Genomic DNA, 16,816 nt, shown 5'->3' with positions numbered 1-16,816 from the left:
ATGCGCCAGAGTTGCCTGGATGGCCGCAATAGCGTTGTTGGGTCCGCCGCTGCCAATCTCTTTATTTGTGCTGGGATGCCTTTACTATTTGTCCGCCGTTTTATCGGGAAGGGGCCGGATTTATGAGGCAAAGCTAATCGGGTTGATTTCTTTTCTGCTTTTTTCATCACTGCTGCTCATGCTGATTGGCGCGGTGTCCCTGGTCGGACAAATCACTATCAGGGAAATCTGTGAAAGTTTTAATATTCGTACGGGTCTGCTTCTATGTATAAATTGTATCATGTCGGGGGCGGTTCTTATTGGCCGCCCTCTGCTGCAGCTGGAATTTCTTGAACTGGAACACGACAGAAAACAGGATAATTTATTTTTTGGATTCCTGTGGTGCGGCCTTATATATGTATTGACCGATTCCGTATTCTGCCTGTTGGATATAGGCCCGGTGGTGGCCATTTTGCTCATAGCCGGGAACGTGCTCTTAAACTGCCTGATTTTTTTGTTCTTCCGGCAGAAGTGGATGATTGCCAGAGCGCGGAAACTGGAGGAAGAACGCATAGAGCTGGCTGCGGAAAGGGCAAGGGAAAAAATTCGCAAAGAACGCCTGAGAAAGACACTCGAACGCGATTCCCTGACCGGATGTTTTTCGAGACGGTACGCGGTTAACTATCTTCAGAAACTGCAGAAAAAGCAGCAGCTGTTTTCTGTTGTGTTCATTGATCTGGATGGATTGAAAAAGGTCAACGATGAACAGGGCCACCAGGAAGGAGACCGGATGCTGCTGCGCTTTGCCGAAGAAATGCGGGCGCGTTTAAACAAAGAAGAGCTGTTGGCAAGGATCGGGGGAGATGAATTCCTTTTAATTCAGCCGGATATCGGATTGCAGGCATCGGAGAAGAGGATGGCGGACCTGCGGGCTGCCATATCGGAGCTTGAGCAGCCCATTTTTTTCAGCTATGGAGCTGCCTGCGGCGGAGAGGATATTGAGACTTTGATTGAAGAAGCTGATCTGGCCATGTACCGGGATAAGGGCCGGATGAAGGAAGGCGGTGACGATAAGTGAATTTAATGTTTTCCGTACTTCTTGTGCTGGTCGTCGGCGTGGCGTATTTTTATTTTAACTGGCAGTTCATGGCTTTTGTGGATGACTGTTTTGGGCGGGAAAGGAAAGCCGGACAGATTGTATGTACGTTTGTCATTAATTATGCCGTGTTCTATATCTGTTCCTCGCTGCAGCTTCACTTGATTGCCAACTGGACGATTTTTTTCATCTTTTTGGTGGTAGAGGTATTCATCATTTATCGAAGTACCTGGGTGGTGAGTGCTTACATGGCCTTGCTGGGAGTGGTACAGGGGCTTGCGATTAATATCATTTTACGATGTGGATTTTCCCTGATCCTCGTCAAACCCCTGACGCTGTTCGATAATCAGGTGACAGAAGGGGGAAACCTGAAACGGTATCCCGTGCTTCTGGGATTCCTCCTGGCAGGGATGCTTTTCCAGCTGGCGCGAAGGAAAGGGGTTTATACAAGGGTAAAAAGGCTTGCGGAAGACCGGGCCAGCCTGTCCTTTTTAGTACGAATTGTATTAATTCTGTACGTGTATCTGGTTTTAAACCTGCTGACTTATTACACGGGCGGAAATGAACTGGTCATGAAGCTATGGGGTATCAAGTCGGCGCTCTTTGCGATGCTGGGGTTGTACTTTGCATCTTCCTACAGCATGCGAATGAGTCGGCTTAAGACATACGCGGATGCCAATAAGAGGGAACGGGAAGCTCTTTTTCTGGAAAAACAGGAAGAAGAACAGCTGCGGACCCTTGCCTATACGGATCTTTTGACCGGGTGCGGCAATCGTCAGTACGCGGATGCGGTCCTGGCGGAGGAGTGGCAAAATGAGACCGCTTTTAGCATCTGCTTTGTGGATCTCAACGGGTTAAAGGAGATCAACGACCGCTATGGACATCTGGACGGAGATCAATACCTGCTTACGGTTGCCAGGACCATAAAACAATATATCCGCATGGAAGACCTGCTGTTTCGATACGGAGGCGACGAGTTTTTAATTCTTTTCTTAGACACGAAAGGAGAGGTGCCCCTGCAGAGAATGAAGAGCGTCAATCAGGAACTGGCCGGATTCTGTAAGGAACGGGGCAGCAAAATCACCATGTCTGTAAGCTGGGGTCTGGCGGACCGCAAAGAGGCGGAAAGTGTGCAGGAGATGCTGGGCCTGGCGGACGAGAGAATGTATCGGAATAAACAGGAAACCCACAGACAGAGACGCTAAGATAATTGAAACAGCAAAACAGCAGGCCATTGGTCTGCTGTTTTACTATGTTATTGATGAAAGGGCAGAGCTTCCAACCGGTAAGGTATACAGGAAGCACATTCCTATATCGCAAATTTCTTATGCCGGACCCTGCTTATCGCTGGACTTTGTGAGATCCGGGAAGGTTTCGTCAAAGGATTTTTCACCCTTGCTTACCAGGACAACGTCTCTTGCCGTGCCTCTCTTAACATTGATCCATCTTACCAGCATCGGAACGACTACTGCCGCCAGTGCGATTCCAAATACCAGCTGATCCTCGATAACCAGCATTACTAAGGCGATTACCTGTACACAGGCTCCTGCGAACGGCAGCCATTCCAGCTTATCGCTGACCTTAGCTTTGAGGCAGACTCTCGGGTCATATCCTCTGGCCCGGAGGCGCCTTCTCATAACGACCTGCGACATGCAGATACCAATCCAGGCGAGGGTTCCGGTAAATCCTGAGATGGAAAGCAGGCTTCCGTATAAGGTTTCCAGCGCTCCCGTAAGTTCAGATACGAGTCCGAGAACGAGAACCACCCACATGCAGGCCAGTGTGAACCATACACAGTTTCTTGGGTTTCCGGTTTTCGTAAGCTTTGTGAGGAACTTTGGAGCAAGTCCTTCACATGCCAGACCGTACATAGCGCGGACTGTTCCGTAGAAACCGGTATTGGCGCAGGAGAACGCGGCGACGAATACGACTGCTGACATTACGGTTCCGAAGAATCCCATGTCATAGCGTTCCATGATGTCTGCGAATACAGGGTTTGAATCGTTTGCCAGATCCCAAGGATAAATGAGCAGTACAAGGATAATCGGGACAATGTAGAGGCCCAACAGTCTCCACGTTACGCTTCTGCATGCTTTCGGAACCGAATGCTCCGGATCCTGGGATTCAGCAGCAGCAAGTCCTACGATTTCCGTTCCCTGACAGGTTACCAGAACCAGGGTCATCTGTGTAAATACGATCAGAGCGCCCTTCGGGAACAGGGATTCCGCAAAGCTTGCGTCTCCGCCGAAGTTAATCGATCCGCCGAGGAATTGATCGCTTCCCCAGAGTCCTACCCAGATACCAAAGGCTAATATTACGAATAAAATAATTACGACTACTTTTGTTATTGCCAGCCCTGATTCGATCTTGGCGAAAATATTAACTGCGCATAAATTGATAACGGTTATGGCTGCCATGGCTCCCACGGCTGTGGCTATATAGAAGGTGGCACTCGTTGAACCGGTCAGGTATTGGAGCACGGTTGCCATTGCCACCGCTTCTGACGGAACGTATGCTACCCAGTTGCACCAGAATGCCCAGCCCATACCAATGGACCACTGCGGCCCAAGGAATTCCTTGGTATAGGATACAAAAGAACCCTTCCTCGGCAGGTTTACCAGCAGTTCCGCATAAGCGACCATTACTGCGTAGATAATAACACCTACGATGCCAAAGCCAATGATTACGGCAGGACCCATCGTTTGAATACTGAGGCCAAGTCCCAGAAAATAGCAGGACCCGATAACTCCTCCCAGGCCGATAAAGGTTACCTGCCAGCCCTTGATTCCGCGCTGCAGTTCCGGCGCGTCGTTTTCTGCGGCAACTTTCTTCTCTTCTAACATTAATAAAACCTCCTTCGTCATGTTCAAATTTCAAGTAACAAAAAAGGCCAATGCAAATAAATCTTTGCATTGGCCTCAGACAGCGAACATTTCGTTTTCTTTCCGAGCTTCCAACTTTAAGGAATAACGGCCATGGACCGGGACGCTTCTCTTTGTACTCTCTTTGAGATTGCAAAGAGCTTCAGACATCCTGACTCATGGTGAATATTAATTTGTTTCTGTCCTTTTCCGCGTTTATTGAGACTTCCTTCAGCCGAACCTCCTGGCCTAAAACCGATTGAATCAGCTGACAGACATCCGCTTCTTTAACGGAGTAGAACAGCTCTCTGATGTGTTTAATTATAGCAATATTCTGATAATTGTCAAGCAAATTCTTTTCGAAAATTGTGAAAACTTCGGAGGCAAGAATTTCGATCTGCCCGTCATGGATGAAAACATCAATGTCCCGGGGTCCTTTTCCGGTGGTGGTTTTTATAAAGGCGGCAAACTGCTTTTTGATTTCCCCCTCCAGCTGTTTTTTGTTTTCCGGCAGAGAGGCGGAGACGGCGTGACGCCTGGCTTGAATCACCTGGGCCATTTCTGTCAGCGCCTGCAGCAGGTCCTTGAGATTGACAGGCTTGAGCAGGTATTTGTCAATTCCTGCGTCCACGGCGCTGAGTACCGTATCCACATCGTTGACAGCAGAGATAACGATCACTGCTGGATTGCCTTTTTTCAGACTGCGGATACGGCGGATCATTTCGATTCCGTCCATTTCCGGCATGTACAGATCCGCGAGAATGATATCTGGCTGAAAATCCTGATAAAGCTCCAGTCCCTGCTTTCCATTTTCCGCGGCTATAACCTTTCCCGCCCGGCGTTTCAGAACGTCGTGAAGCTCCTCACGGGCCTGTTCGTCGTCCTCTGCGTACAAAATTTTAATGCTTTTCAACAATTCGACTGTATCCACTGCTATTCCTCCTTGATTGTCCCTGCGCATGGTATCCGAATGAGACAGCAAACTCCGTGGGGCACGTTTTTCAGCTGAAGGCTGCCGCCCATCCTTTGCTCGATGATCTGTCTGGAGATATACAGGCCCAGGCCTGTCCCTCCGGAAGCTTCTTTTGTTGTAAAATAAGGCTCAAAAAGGCGGGGAGCGTTTTCCGGACTGATCTGCCCGCCGGTATTGGTAATTGTGATTTCCAGAAAACCGGTGTCCTCAGAGACCTGAATGGCGATTTCACGCTGGGCGGGCACCGCCTCGACAATGGCATCCCGGGCATTATTGAGAAGGTTGAAAATAACGTGAGTCAACTCATTGGGATATCCGAAAGTCGTTGTATCGCCATCGTAGGAAACGGATACTGTGATCCGATGATAATTGATACTCTCCTCCATAAGGGAAAGGGCCGTTTTGACGCAGTCCCTTACATCAAAGGGTATTTTTTCCTTTGACGGCTTGAGAAAATCAGAAAAGTCCGTAATGGTTTCGGACATCCTCTCTACGATGTTTTCAACCTTGGAAACGCTTTTCTGCAGCCGGGCCTCGTCCAGATCTCCAAAGCGGTAGCTGTCCAGAAGATTGGCCAGGATCAGATTGATGGTGTTGAGCGGCTGCTTCCACTGATGGGTGATGTTTCCCATCATTTCTCCGGTTTTCGCCTGACGGGACTGATAGATCAGCATGATATCCTTTTCCCGGTTTTCCTCTTCCAGGGAATGCTGCTTTTTAAGAAAGGGCATGGAAAAAACAATGAGAAAGGCGATCAGCACAATGGCGAGGATAACGCCCAGGGTAATTAAAACCCCGGTCAGAGAGTCTATGGGCGCAAAGGCCTCCGATTCAGGCTGAACGACCATAAAGGTCCAGACATTGTCCAGCCGGGAAAACCCAAGGAGCTTATCGGTCCCGTCCAGCGTGTATTCAATGATTCCGGATTTTTTGTCCCTGGTTTTCTCCAGCTTTTTTTTCAGTGACGGAGAAAGCAGATCCTCTTCGCTTCTTCCATCGGCCTCAGGATGCACCACAACCTGAAAGTTTTCATCCAAAAGAATCGAATATCCGCTGTCGTAGAGCTTCATCCGGCTGATAATATTCACCGTATCGTCAGCGGAAATATCAGCGCCGGCTACGCCGACGAACATATCGCCCACGTAGATCGCCCGGGAATAGGAAAATACCTCCTGTTTGATGTCTTTATCGAAGTAAGGTCCGATCCAGATGCCGGTGTCCTTGTTCTGAGGTTCGAAAAAATAAGCCATATCCTCTTTATAGGGCAGCTGAAAGTCCCGTTTGTTATTTTTAAAATCCGCTGAAATCTCCTTGATTTTGCCGTCCATAACCGCGTACCAGACCTCATCGTTGTCCGAAGTAAGCTCCGGGTTGAAGGTGACATAGAGGCTGTGGGCCGTACTGGTGGTGGAAAGGGTTTCCCGCACCATCTGCGACAGCTGTTTTTTGTACTGGCGCAGATAGCCTTTGGGGTCAGCCTCGAAGCGGTTTCGGTCAAAGGATGTGGTGACATGAGCGGCCAGGGAGTCGGTGAGGCCTTCCATGTGGTTGAAGCTGGCGCTGAAATTGTGGGCATAGTTTTCGGCGGTGCTGACGATTTTTCCCTTAATTTCGGCAGTCAAATAATCGGTGCTGCGGATCAGAACGATGGAGCCGATCACGAAAGCAACGGTCATGGAAAAGAGCGTAATAAGTCCGATGATTTTTAATACTGGTTTACTCATATTCCTTATTATACCATAGAACCGGCGGACTTGAAAACGGAGGAAATATGTAGAGGCCGCCCTCCGCGGCAAGCGGCAGGCAGCCCGCGTTTTTCCATCAGGCCCAGCGCCCCGGCTCCCGTACAATGAGCTTTACCTTTTTCCCGGTCATTTTTTCAATTTGTTTTTCCGTTTCTCCGACCATGTGCTCAATCACCAGCCACGGGTTGGCCCGATTATCGTTCTTAAATCTGTTTAAATCCATATTTGTTCACCTCCTGCTTAGGTTGCCGCGGGAACGAAAAAAAATACGGATTACATGGGCAGAAATACGGAGAAGGTGCTGCCGCTTTCCGAAGATCGCAGCTTGATGTAGCCGCCCTGGTCGGTGATGATTTTTCTGCTAAGATACAGCCCGATTCCCAGCCCTTCCTGATCTCCGCTGCCTTTTCCCCGGTAGAACCGCCGGAACACTTTTTCCTGTTCATCGGCGGGAATGCCCGGGCCCGTATCGCAAATGTTCAGCCTGCAGAACATTTCATAGCGCAGGATCGCTATGCGTATGGATCCGTGAGGCGGGGTGTATTTTACAGCATTGTCCAGCAGGTTATAGATTGCTTCTGCCGTCCACCTGCGGTCATGGGCAAGGAGGAGGTCGTCCTCCGGTTCTTCAAAAGAGATGTCGATTCTTTTCTTTTTTGCCTGAATGTGACACTGCATAACGGCTTCCAGCACGGTCTGGCTGAGGCTGGCTTTGCAGGGATTCAGCCGAATGATATGGCTTTCCAGCCGGGACATTTTAATCAGGCTGTCCATGAGAAATTCCAGCTTTGAAAGGGAGGACATCAGAGTAGACAAATACTCCTTTCGTTCATCAGCGGTAATGGTATCGTCCTCCAGCAGTTCTCCGTACATTTTCAGCGCGGCTATCGGGGTTTTTAGCTGATGAGAAATATCGGAGACCAGGGACTTGATCTCCCTTTCTTTTTTCAAAGCTTCATCCCGGTGGGCCTGAAGGATATCGGTAAATCTCAGGATCTGACTCTGCAGCTTGGACAGCAAGGTATCCTCTGTTACCGAAAGGGCCGGGTCCCCCCGGAGATCTCCTATGGAAGCAAGCAGATCCGACAGGGCGATGACGGTTTTGCGGATATAAGTCTGACTGTTCCAAAGACTCAGCAGCGCCAGCAGCAGAAAGGCTGCGGAAAATCCGGCTGCGATTCCGGTAAGGCCAGGGTCTTCTGAGCATATCCAAAAGACCAGAGGCATGGCGCAGCCGGTCAGTGCGATCCCTGCGAGCAGCAGGATTTTTACAGGGTTGTAATATTTCATGGCAGTTTCTCCAACTATTCTCCGAAGGTGTAACCAATGCCAAAAACCGTAATGATGTATTGCGGATTTTTCGGGTCTGTTTCCAGCTTTCTGCGCAGCCGGCCCACATGGACGCTGAGGGTATTTTCATCAATAAAGTTCCCGTCCATATCCCACAACCGGGACAAAAGCATGGAGCGGGTCAGAACTTTTCCCCGATTTTTAGCCATGTACTCCAGCAGACGATATTCCGTAGCGGTCAGACGACAGTCCCGACCGTTTTTTTGAACGTTCATGCGGTCAAAATCAATGATAAGATCCTTGTAACAAAAGCGGTTCGAAGGCACGTTTTCCGCGGAGGACCTGCGCAGCATAGCTTCGATTTTGTGCCGCAGGACTTTGATGGAAAAGGGCTTGGCGATATAGTCGTCGCAGCCGGCGGAAAAGCCCTCCAGCATATCGGCTTCCGTATCGTTGGCCGTGAGAAACAGGATGGGGTTGTCCGAAGAGGTTCGAAGCTTTCGACAGAAATCCATTCCATTGCCGTCGGGAAGGCCGATGTCCAGAAGGAAGAGATCGAAGGTTTGCGTAGCGCAGGCCGCGGCACCGTCAAAAAAGGTAAATGCCGGAATCACCGTATGCCCGCTTTTTTCCAGCGTGATCTGAATTCCTTTGCTGAGAACTTTATCATCCTCCAGTAATAAAATTTTGGCCATAATAACCTCCTCATGATGTACCGGCGGCAGCTTTTGGAGAATCGCCCTCCGGCTGCCGGAAAGGCTGTTTCTAACAGAATGCACCAATTCCTCCGATTTGTCAAAAAAACAAAAGAACCGCGGGAACAAGGCGCCTGAAAATCAGGCGCCGCCCGTGGAAGGATCGCAGCGCTGTCGGTCAGCTGCCAATCAGCTGTCGATTTGATGAAGCCTCTCTGTTACGCTCTCTTTGGACGTGGCCCGAAAGACGATACGCGGAACGAGAAGGCAGATGATGAAGAGTAGCTGTACCAGCAGAATCAGCAGCAAAATCGGATAATGATAGACCGCGTAGTCGGCGATACCGGTTACCGATCGGGACATAAGCCAGAGCAGTCCATTGCCGACCGTCAGAATCAGCCCGGTGGTGATGAGCGCGTAGTAACCGCCCTCCCAGGTAAGCATATTTTTGATCTGCCGTTTGGTCATGCCTACGCTTTCCATGACTGCCAGCTCCTGCCTGCGGGTATAGACGCTGGTCAGCATCACGTTAATGAAATTCAGGACCCCGATAATCAGCAGCATGATAGAAATTCCGCCGCCCAGTATGCGCATGGATGTCATGCCGGAGAGGAACGATTCCCGTATATCCGATTTGAAGTGAAATTCAAAGGACGTGTCCACCAGGGTGCTGTTCAGCTTTTGAATTTGCTGCTCAACATATGGCTCTCTGCCGGAGTCGGCGTTGATCGTAATGTTGTAAATGACCGGGTCAGGGGACATCTTTTTCATAAAGGCATCGCTGACAAAAACCAGATCCATCAGTCCGGCCATTTGTCCGTAACCGGAGGGGATCAAACAGTCTTCGTGGTCAAAGATGCCGCCTACTTTCACTGTCCGGTATTTTCCCTGACCTTTTGGCGAAAGCTTTATACTGCGCCCCAGCATATCGCCATAGCCGGAGCCGTCATCGTAGCCGAGAATCGCAAGCTTGCCCTGCCGAAAAGCCGCAAGATCGATTTTGTTTTCATGGGACTTGTTATAGTCTTCAACATAATGATCATCGATGGAAAAAATCCAAACGCCCATTTGGCCTTCAGCCAGCGCCAGCTTTAAGTTCTCCGCCATATCCTCATAGGAAGTGCCGTCGTCGGACTTGATGGTCTCTGAGCGAAATAGCGGCTCCAGGGTTTTTTCATCGGGATCAATATCGCAGTTCAACGTGGATATTGTTTCCATGGAGTCCACTCCGTCAATCTTGGAAAGGGATGCTATATACTGCTCGTCGAATTTATGGTTGATGGGCGGAATGCTGGTGATTCTAAAATCGTTGGGCATATACCGCTCCAGATATTGATCGACGCCCAGGCTGTCAATAAAGCTGGTAACTCCCAAAAACGTGATCGTTCCCATGAATAGAGAGGCGAAGACCAGCGCGCTTCTCTTTTTCCCGCGGAAGACATTGTGAAAAGCCATCCTGCGGACGTTCCCTCCTGAGGTTGATTTACGCTTTGCGGATTTCCTGCCGGAGGAAAGACCGGTGTATTTCAGGGCCTCTACCGGGGAAACATTTCCGGCAATTTTGGCCGGCTTTCGGCAGCTGATAATAACGGTCAGCAGAGAAAAGAGCATGGTCGCGATAAAAATCCACGGATTGAAGGAAACATCTCCCGGCATGATCTCCGCGCTGCTCCCGGAATCGGAAAACAGCGTTAAGGCAAAGGGCACAACGATAAAGGAGGCCGCGGCTGCCAGAAGAATACCGATGGGAATTCCGATCGCCGACAGACGGAAGATTTGACTGCGTACCAGTTTTTTGATCTGTTTGGGCGCGGCGCCGATGGTTTTCAGCATACCGTAAAAGCGGATATCCTTTGTAACGGAAATGTACAGAACGTTATAAATCAGAAGATAGCCGCTGAGGACGATGAAGAGTGCGATTCCGATTAATGTGGCCGCGATATACAGGGTATCCGTCGAGTTGCCTTCCCGCGGGTCGTAGGAGGATTGGAAGGTTTGGCCTTTTTGCAAAGAAACATTCCGATTGAGCTGTTCCTGACAGTCCAATCGATCGCCCGGCGCGCAGGAAATCGACAGGCGGCCGTCCTTCTGTCCCGTAAATCCTTCGCTCAGACAATAGTCCTTTGAAAGCAGCGCCATGCCCGTGTCCGCGGGAGTATAATTCCGGTACCAGCCCGACAAGCGAAAGTCGGAGGTTTTTGTTCCGAGTCTGGTGACATAAGTGAGGCGGATGGTCTGATTTATTTTCGGAGCCTGAATATCCAATTGCTTTAAGGCCCTCTCGGAGAGCATGATTTTATCATAAGTCCGGGGATATTCCCCGTTGATATGGCTGATAGCGGGCTGATAATGCTCCCGCCACTGGGTGTCATCGTAATAGGCCATGGCGATCTGCGCGTCTTTTTCGGAGGCTGTCTTGGCCTTGATTGACCCCACAGCGATCTCCATGCCTGCCGCCTGGACCAGATCCTGCTTTTTTACTTGCTCAATCTGAGATTCGGAAGGATTTTTAAGAAAAACGCTGGCCGTAGTTCCCATTGCCCGTATCTGCATGGTTTTCATGTTCTGCAGCAGACTGCTGCCGATGCTGAATACGGAAGAGAGCATAAAGGTGGTCAGAATGATGGCGCAGATGGCGAAAATGTTGCGGGTGCGATTGGCCGCAAGGGACCGTTTTGCGATCCGCTTTATCACCGGGCTGTTGTTGTTTCTCATTGGGTCCATTACCGGTTCACCACCTTTCCGTCCTCAATGCGGATGATACGGTCAGCCATCTGGGCGATCTCTTCGTTATGGGTGATCATGACAATGGTCTGATGAAATTTTTTGCTGGTGGCCCGAAGCAGCAGGAGCACCTCCTGGGTCGTTTTACTGTCCAGGTTTCCCGTTGGCTCGTCGGCCAGAATAATGGCCGGTTTTGTAGACAGGGCTCTGGCGATGGCGACTCTCTGCTGCTGTCCGCCGGATAGATTGCCGGGCATGCTGTGTTTTTTGTCAGTCAGCTTCAGCATATCCATGATAATACGGATGTAAGTATCGTCTGGTTTGATTCCGTCCAACTCAATGGGCAGAACGATGTTTTCGTAAACATTCAATACCGGTACCAGATTATAATTTTGGAAAACAAAGCCGATGTTCCGCCTGCGAAAGATCGTCAGGGAATCGTCCTTCATTTTAAATAAACGTTTGCCCCGGACCGTGACGCTGCCCGAAGTGGGCCGGTCCAGTCCGCCCAGCATGTTGAGCAAAGTGGATTTTCCGCTGCCCGAGGTTCCGACCACGGCCAGAAATTCTCCCTCCTCGATTGCCAGGGATACGCCGTCCAGTGCCCGGACTTCGCTTTCACCTTTCCCATATATTTTGTATAGATTCTCTGCTGTTAAAATACGCATAAGTTTTCCCCCTCTGTCCTTTTGGTTTCCATGATATTTAGTATAACAGCAGGTTCTTACTATTTCGTGACAAAAGTTCTTACGATAACCTTACCGCGGGCCCCCTTTTCAAAGCAGCGGGAAACGGAAAAGACTTCCGGAAACATACAGCTTTTGTAAGATTATGTGGAATTAGGTAAGAAACGAACATGCCAATAAAGTTTGATTATAATGGAATGGCGAGCTAAAAAACATGGGAATGACAAGAGGTGTAACGGATGAAAAAAGGAAAAAGGATACTTGCAATAATACTGAGCGTCTTAATCGCAGGGGCCGCGTTCAACAGCGGCGCGATTGCTGCCAGCGCAGAAGGCGGGACGGGTTATGATGTAAAAAATCTGGTGAATAAAATAGTAATTTATAAAGACGGGAAGCTGGTAGAGGGTGGAGCCAGCGTCGCCTTTAATGACGAACTGAAAGTCAGATACTATTTTGACGCGCTGTATCCGCATGACATGGGAAATGTAAAGCAGAACTTTGAAACAGGCGTTGTATACGATCTGCCCGGTATCCCGGAGAAACTGATGCCATATGAAGGGGCAAAGCTGGAGTTTGAGGCAAAGCTGCAGGATGGAGAGACGGTTCTGGGGCAGGCGACCTTCACTCCGGAAGAGGGAAAGGACGGATCGGTAACCATAAAATTTGATGATGGGTTAAAGAATCATGACGAAATAAAGAATGTCTGGCTGGAATTCGGGGTGAAGCTGGATAAAGATAAATGCGGCGATGGACAGGGGACGGATCTCAACTTTGAGGTAAATGGAGCGACTACGACGATCCATCTTACGCTGGCGGATAATGTGCCTACGCCGGCCGGGATGGAAAAGACGGGAACCTATGATGACAAAACAAACCTAATCTCCTGGAACATTAAAGTGACGGAAGGGTCGCAGGAGTATGAAGGCGATCTGCGCATCGACGACGTGATCAGCGACAATCAGGAATACGTGGCAGACAGTTTTAAAGTAAAGGAACCGAAAGCAACCAGTCCGCAAACGAAACCGCTGACCGTTGAAAAAAATCAATTCAGCTATGTCTTTAAACCAACGAAAACAAAGGGCGCGGTCTGGGAATTCAGCTATCAGACAGCCCTCAAGCCGACGGCCATTGTAAAAGATAACCAGGTGACAAATGGAGAAATTACAGTATCGGCGCAAAATACAGCCAAGCTGGTCGATGTAACGAACGAAGATAAAATTACGGAAGACACTAAGAACGTAGACTGCAAGAAAACCTATACGTGGCTGAGCAAGGAAGGCCAAGTTACTGATGCGAAAAACGGGGAAGTCACCTGGACATTAAAGGTAAACGCAAACGGCTATAAATTTAATAATGTGACAGTTTACGATAAGGTTATAGGAACGCCGGTTAATACACCTACATCGGATATTTATTGGGGAACGGGAAACGCAGTAAGCGGAAGCGGCAGCCATACCAAGGGAGTCTTTGCCTTTGCGGATGCCGATATTGCAACCAAGACAAAGACAGAAGACGAACAGACCTATTCCATGAAGGTGGATCTGGGTACCATCAGCGGAAACGAGGATATCGTAATCACATATGTTACCTATGTATCTAACTATGACGAATATATCAAATATAACCAGCCAAATGTTAGCAATGAAGCGTGGATGTCCTTTGACTGGCCGGACTATGACGGGCCGGGAGTAGACCGTAGGGTCGGCGTGCCAACACTGAATAAGGGACTGCCGATCGCACAGGCAGTAATCTCAAAATCCAATGGCACATACAATGAATCCACCCATGAAATTACGTGGGAGGTAACGGTCAACAAGAACAAGGCTGCCTTGGACAACGCACAGGTAGTGGATATTCTTGGGGCACATGGCAATGATACAACGGGAGATAACAGCCAGACCTATGTATCCTACAGCAACCTGAAGATAGGCGGGACTGCGGTTAAGGATGAAATTCCAAACTTCGTGGATAAAAGTGAACCGGGAAAGGTGAAATTCAACTTTGGCGACAGACTCAATGGAAAAACCGCGACGTTTACCTTAACGACAAAGCTGGCAGATCCAAACTATTATGAGGCCAATACTACAGCGACAGGGGCCAAGACTTTTTATAATAAGGTGGAGCTTTATGACGGTGAGGACTATCTGGACTACGATGACGGGAATGTGACACCCACCAATACGGTCCTGCAAAAAGAGGACCCGACATACGATTACGCCAGCAAGACGCTGTCGTGGAGGATCGAGGTAAATCACGATAAAATGGCACTGGCCGGCCCAGTGGTAAGCGACCGGATTGCGCAGGGCCTCCTTCTGGAAAAGGATACCATTCGTTTTGCAGATAAAACGCCGATTCCAGCGGGTGAAGACGGAGATGCCAAGCCATATTACACCTATTCCTCCGGGGAGCTGAGGGTATACCTTGAAGATTTCAAGACCGGTGACGAAGCGAAAACGATCTGCTTCGATACGAAAATCGATGTGGAGAACGCCGTTTTCGATGGGAAAGCATTTAAAAGCTATAATGGGGATATCCCTGTATCCAACCAGGCTACGCTGACCAAGACCTCCAGCTCAAATCCCGTTTCGGACAGCGGAAATACTAACATAAAAAATCAGTTCCTGGACAAAACAGGGAAAATAGATACGACCGCAGGACTGCGGATCGACTATAACGTGGTTATCAACCAGCCAGGAATTTCTCTGCCAAAGGATACGTATGTGACGGATATTCTTTCGCCGGGGCTGGCGCTGAACCTGCCTTCCATTGAGCTTCGGGAGGCGGAGGTTTTGTCCGATGGAACCGTTAAACCTAAGGAAGACAGCATACCGTTTTCCTACGAAACGGAGATCCTGCAGGAGGGGAATACCTATAAAAAAGAGGCGGGCTCCTATCTGCTGAAAATTCACCTGGATAATCCTGGAACCAAAACCTATGTGCTGACCTATAACGCAGCTGTCTCAGATACGAACAAAGAGTCCTATTCCAACGAAATCAGCATGACAGGAATGGATCCTGAAAGTAAGGACACTTCTGTTCAGATGAGCCAAGGAGAGCTGGTTGGCAGCGGCGGCGGAACGGTCAGCAACGCCAGCCGTGTGGAAATCACCAAGCTGGATGTGGATCATAAGGATGAAAAGCTGAAAGGCGCAGTATTTGCGCTGCTCTATGACGACCATTTAATTGAAAAGAAGACCACGGATAATGACGGGAAGGTTTCCTTCAGCGGAATGGAACCGAATTTCGAATACACGATCCGCGAAATCGAGCCGGCAGCCGGTTATAAGGGGAAACTCATCTCTGTTGAAAAGGCTGCCGGGCAGGGCAAAGAGGACGTGACGCTGGGAAGCGACCAACAATCCTTTTCCTTCACCGCGCCGTCGCCGGGCTATACAACGCGCCTGCAGTTTTATGCTTACAACGAGAAATATAAAATACAGTTCAAGAAAGCCGGTCTGATCCATGAAACCTGCTCCAACCCGGCCCTCAATGCGCCGGATGGCAAGGAAACAAAGCTTCTCGCCGGCGCCCGGTTTACCTTCTATGAATTGGATGAGCAGGGCAAGCGCACGGGGAACAGCAAAGCCTTTGACAGCAATGAAGACGGCATCGTCACAGCAGAGGGAATCGGCTGGGGACAGTATGAAATCGAGGAAACGAAAGCGCCTGCCGGTTATCTGCAGGATAAGACGATTTACTATGCCAAAGTGGAACCCACCGGGACCTCAGGCCTTACGAAAAAGGACGGTACTCCGGTGGCCAATAACGCATGGATCAACGATGTTCCCCGCACGGACATTATCCTTCATAAGGTAAATGAAAAGAATACAAATGAGCCGGTGGCCGGATCCACTTATGGCCTGTACAAAGAAGTGAAGGCCGAGCAGTCCGCAAAAAAATCCAAAGCTGCCAAGGCACAGGAGCAGTCCTCCCAGCTGCAGCTGGTTGCCACTGCAGTGACGGATAAGGATGGTTTGATCAAATTCGAAGGCGTATTGATGGATACCAACTATATAATACGGGAGCTGAAAGCGCCCGACGGCAGCTACGTCTCAAAGAATCCGATTACAATTCAATTTAAAACGGACGCCCAGGGAAAGGTATCGGTCTCCTCTTATGACGATGGAGACGGCACTACTGTGATCGACCCCGCGACAGGAGAAATTGTCTGGAAAGAGCCGCCCGTTGAAGTGGAATTTTATAAAAAGGATGAAAGCGGAAAACTTCTGGCCGGCGCCCATCTCCAGGTGGAGGACAAAGACGGAAACGTTGTGGAAAAATGGATATCGGACGGCAAGGCTCCCCATTTGATCAGCGGTCTTTTGACAGCGGACACCCAGTATTATCTGGTGGAGACAGAGGCGCCAAAGGGCTATCGGATAGCGAAAAAGGTACCCTTTACCGTGAAAGCGGTCGAAGTCGGGCCGGGCGAAAACCGGATTATAAAGGTTGAAATGACAAACTTAAAGGAAACGGCCAAGGGCGGTAAGAGCGAAAAGGGCGGCTCAAAGGGCGATGCTTCTTCGGTAGAAACCGGCGATCCGTCCATGGAAAAGGGCCTGTGGAAAGTGCTGCTGGCAGCGGCCTTAAGTCTGGCGGCTATGGCACTCCTGACGGCCGGCTATTTCAGAAAGAGGAAATCGGTCCGCGATAAACGTTGAAAACAAGAGGCAGAATACTGCGGCAGCGAAGAAAATCGTCTAAAATCATAGTGACGGAACACAAGAAAAAATAAAATTTTTTGTGTAAAATATATAAAAAATATTG

At 49.4% G+C, this 16,816-nt stretch carries 11 protein-coding genes; 3 read left to right on the top strand and 8 right to left on the bottom strand.

The window, feature by feature from the left end:
- Positions 1–19 precede the first annotated feature (19 nt).
- Entirely contained in the window at positions 20–1,057 is a 1,038-nt protein-coding gene (locus NE619_RS07765) for a GGDEF domain-containing protein (RefSeq protein WP_256131839.1), read from the top strand.
- Between the two features lie 5 nt (positions 1,058–1,062).
- Positions 1,063–2,280: a GGDEF domain-containing protein gene (locus NE619_RS07760; RefSeq protein WP_256131938.1), complete on the top strand. Its 1,218-nt coding sequence runs from the start codon at positions 1,063–1,065 to the stop codon at positions 2,278–2,280.
- Between the two features lie 120 nt (positions 2,281–2,400).
- Here NE619_RS07760 and NE619_RS07755 read toward each other — a convergent pair whose 3' ends face one another.
- The 8 genes from NE619_RS07755 to NE619_RS07720 form a co-directional block, all read right to left on the bottom strand.
- Positions 2,401–3,918 (bottom strand): amino acid permease, encoded by a 1,518-nt coding sequence (locus NE619_RS07755; protein WP_256131838.1) that lies wholly within the window; start codon positions 3,916–3,918, stop codon positions 2,401–2,403.
- A gap of 181 nt (positions 3,919–4,099) precedes the next feature.
- Positions 4,100–4,867: a Na-translocating system protein MpsC family protein gene (locus tag NE619_RS07750; protein ID WP_256131837.1), complete on the bottom strand. Its 768-nt coding sequence runs from the start codon at positions 4,865–4,867 to the stop codon at positions 4,100–4,102.
- Positions 4,868–4,869: 2 nt separating this feature from the next.
- Entirely contained in the window at positions 4,870–6,633 is a 1,764-nt protein-coding gene (locus NE619_RS07745; protein ID WP_256131836.1) for an ATP-binding protein, read from the bottom strand.
- A 97-nt stretch (positions 6,634–6,730) separates the two neighbouring features.
- Complete coding sequence (locus NE619_RS07740; protein ID WP_256131835.1) at positions 6,731–6,877, bottom strand: hypothetical protein; 147 nt, start codon at positions 6,875–6,877, stop codon at positions 6,731–6,733.
- A 50-nt stretch (positions 6,878–6,927) separates the two neighbouring features.
- The gene (locus NE619_RS07735; RefSeq protein ID WP_256131834.1) at positions 6,928–7,944 is read right to left on the bottom strand and encodes a sensor histidine kinase; all 1,017 of its coding nucleotides are present in this window, start codon (positions 7,942–7,944) and stop codon (positions 6,928–6,930) included.
- A gap of 14 nt (positions 7,945–7,958) precedes the next feature.
- Entirely contained in the window at positions 7,959–8,639 is a 681-nt protein-coding gene (locus NE619_RS07730; RefSeq protein WP_256131833.1) for a response regulator transcription factor, read from the bottom strand.
- A 189-nt stretch (positions 8,640–8,828) separates the two neighbouring features.
- Positions 8,829–11,363, bottom strand: a complete 2,535-nt coding sequence (locus NE619_RS07725) for an ABC transporter permease (RefSeq protein ID WP_256131832.1) — start codon at positions 11,361–11,363, stop codon at positions 8,829–8,831.
- Positions 11,363–12,031, bottom strand: coding sequence for an ABC transporter ATP-binding protein (locus NE619_RS07720; protein WP_256131831.1), 669 nt, complete (start codon positions 12,029–12,031; stop codon positions 11,363–11,365). Before NE619_RS07720 ends, NE619_RS07725 begins: the two co-directional genes overlap by 1 nt.
- Before the next feature lie 257 nt (positions 12,032–12,288).
- On the opposite strand from NE619_RS07720, the gene NE619_RS07715 reads away from it, so the two are divergent.
- Complete coding sequence (locus NE619_RS07715) at positions 12,289–16,710, top strand: MSCRAMM family protein (protein ID WP_256131830.1); 4,422 nt, start codon at positions 12,289–12,291, stop codon at positions 16,708–16,710.
- Positions 16,711–16,816 lie beyond the last annotated feature (106 nt).

It is taken from the genome of Anaerovorax odorimutans (assembly GCF_024459955.1).
Classification (GTDB): Bacteria; Bacillota; Clostridia; order Peptostreptococcales; family Anaerovoracaceae; genus Hominibacterium; species Hominibacterium odorimutans_A.
Note: the sequence above shows the minus strand (reverse complement) of the source record. Positions and strands in the feature narration are given on the sequence as shown.

Excerpts from the sequence above, each read along its gene's own strand:
- NE619_RS07715 (WP_256131830.1), top strand. The coding sequence starts at position 12,289 with ATGAAAAAAGGAAAAAGGATACTTGCAATAATACTGAGCGTCTTAATC.
- NE619_RS07725 (WP_256131832.1), bottom strand. The coding sequence starts at position 11,363 with ATGGACCCAATGAGAAACAACAACAGCCCGGTGATAAAGCGGATCGCA.
- NE619_RS07730 (WP_256131833.1), bottom strand. The coding sequence starts at position 8,639 with ATGGCCAAAATTTTATTACTGGAGGATGATAAAGTTCTCAGCAAAGGA.
- NE619_RS07765 (WP_256131839.1), top strand. The coding sequence starts at position 20 with ATGGCCGCAATAGCGTTGTTGGGTCCGCCGCTGCCAATCTCTTTATTT.
- NE619_RS07760 (WP_256131938.1), top strand. The coding sequence starts at position 1,063 with ATGTTTTCCGTACTTCTTGTGCTGGTCGTCGGCGTGGCGTATTTTTAT.
- NE619_RS07745 (WP_256131836.1), bottom strand. The coding sequence starts at position 6,633 with ATGAGTAAACCAGTATTAAAAATCATCGGACTTATTACGCTCTTTTCC.
- NE619_RS07735 (WP_256131834.1), bottom strand. The coding sequence starts at position 7,944 with ATGAAATATTACAACCCTGTAAAAATCCTGCTGCTCGCAGGGATCGCA.
- NE619_RS07720 (WP_256131831.1), bottom strand. The coding sequence starts at position 12,031 with ATGCGTATTTTAACAGCAGAGAATCTATACAAAATATATGGGAAAGGT.
- NE619_RS07740 (WP_256131835.1), bottom strand. The coding sequence starts at position 6,877 with ATGGATTTAAACAGATTTAAGAACGATAATCGGGCCAACCCGTGGCTG.
- NE619_RS07755 (WP_256131838.1), bottom strand. The coding sequence starts at position 3,918 with ATGTTAGAAGAGAAGAAAGTTGCCGCAGAAAACGACGCGCCGGAACTG.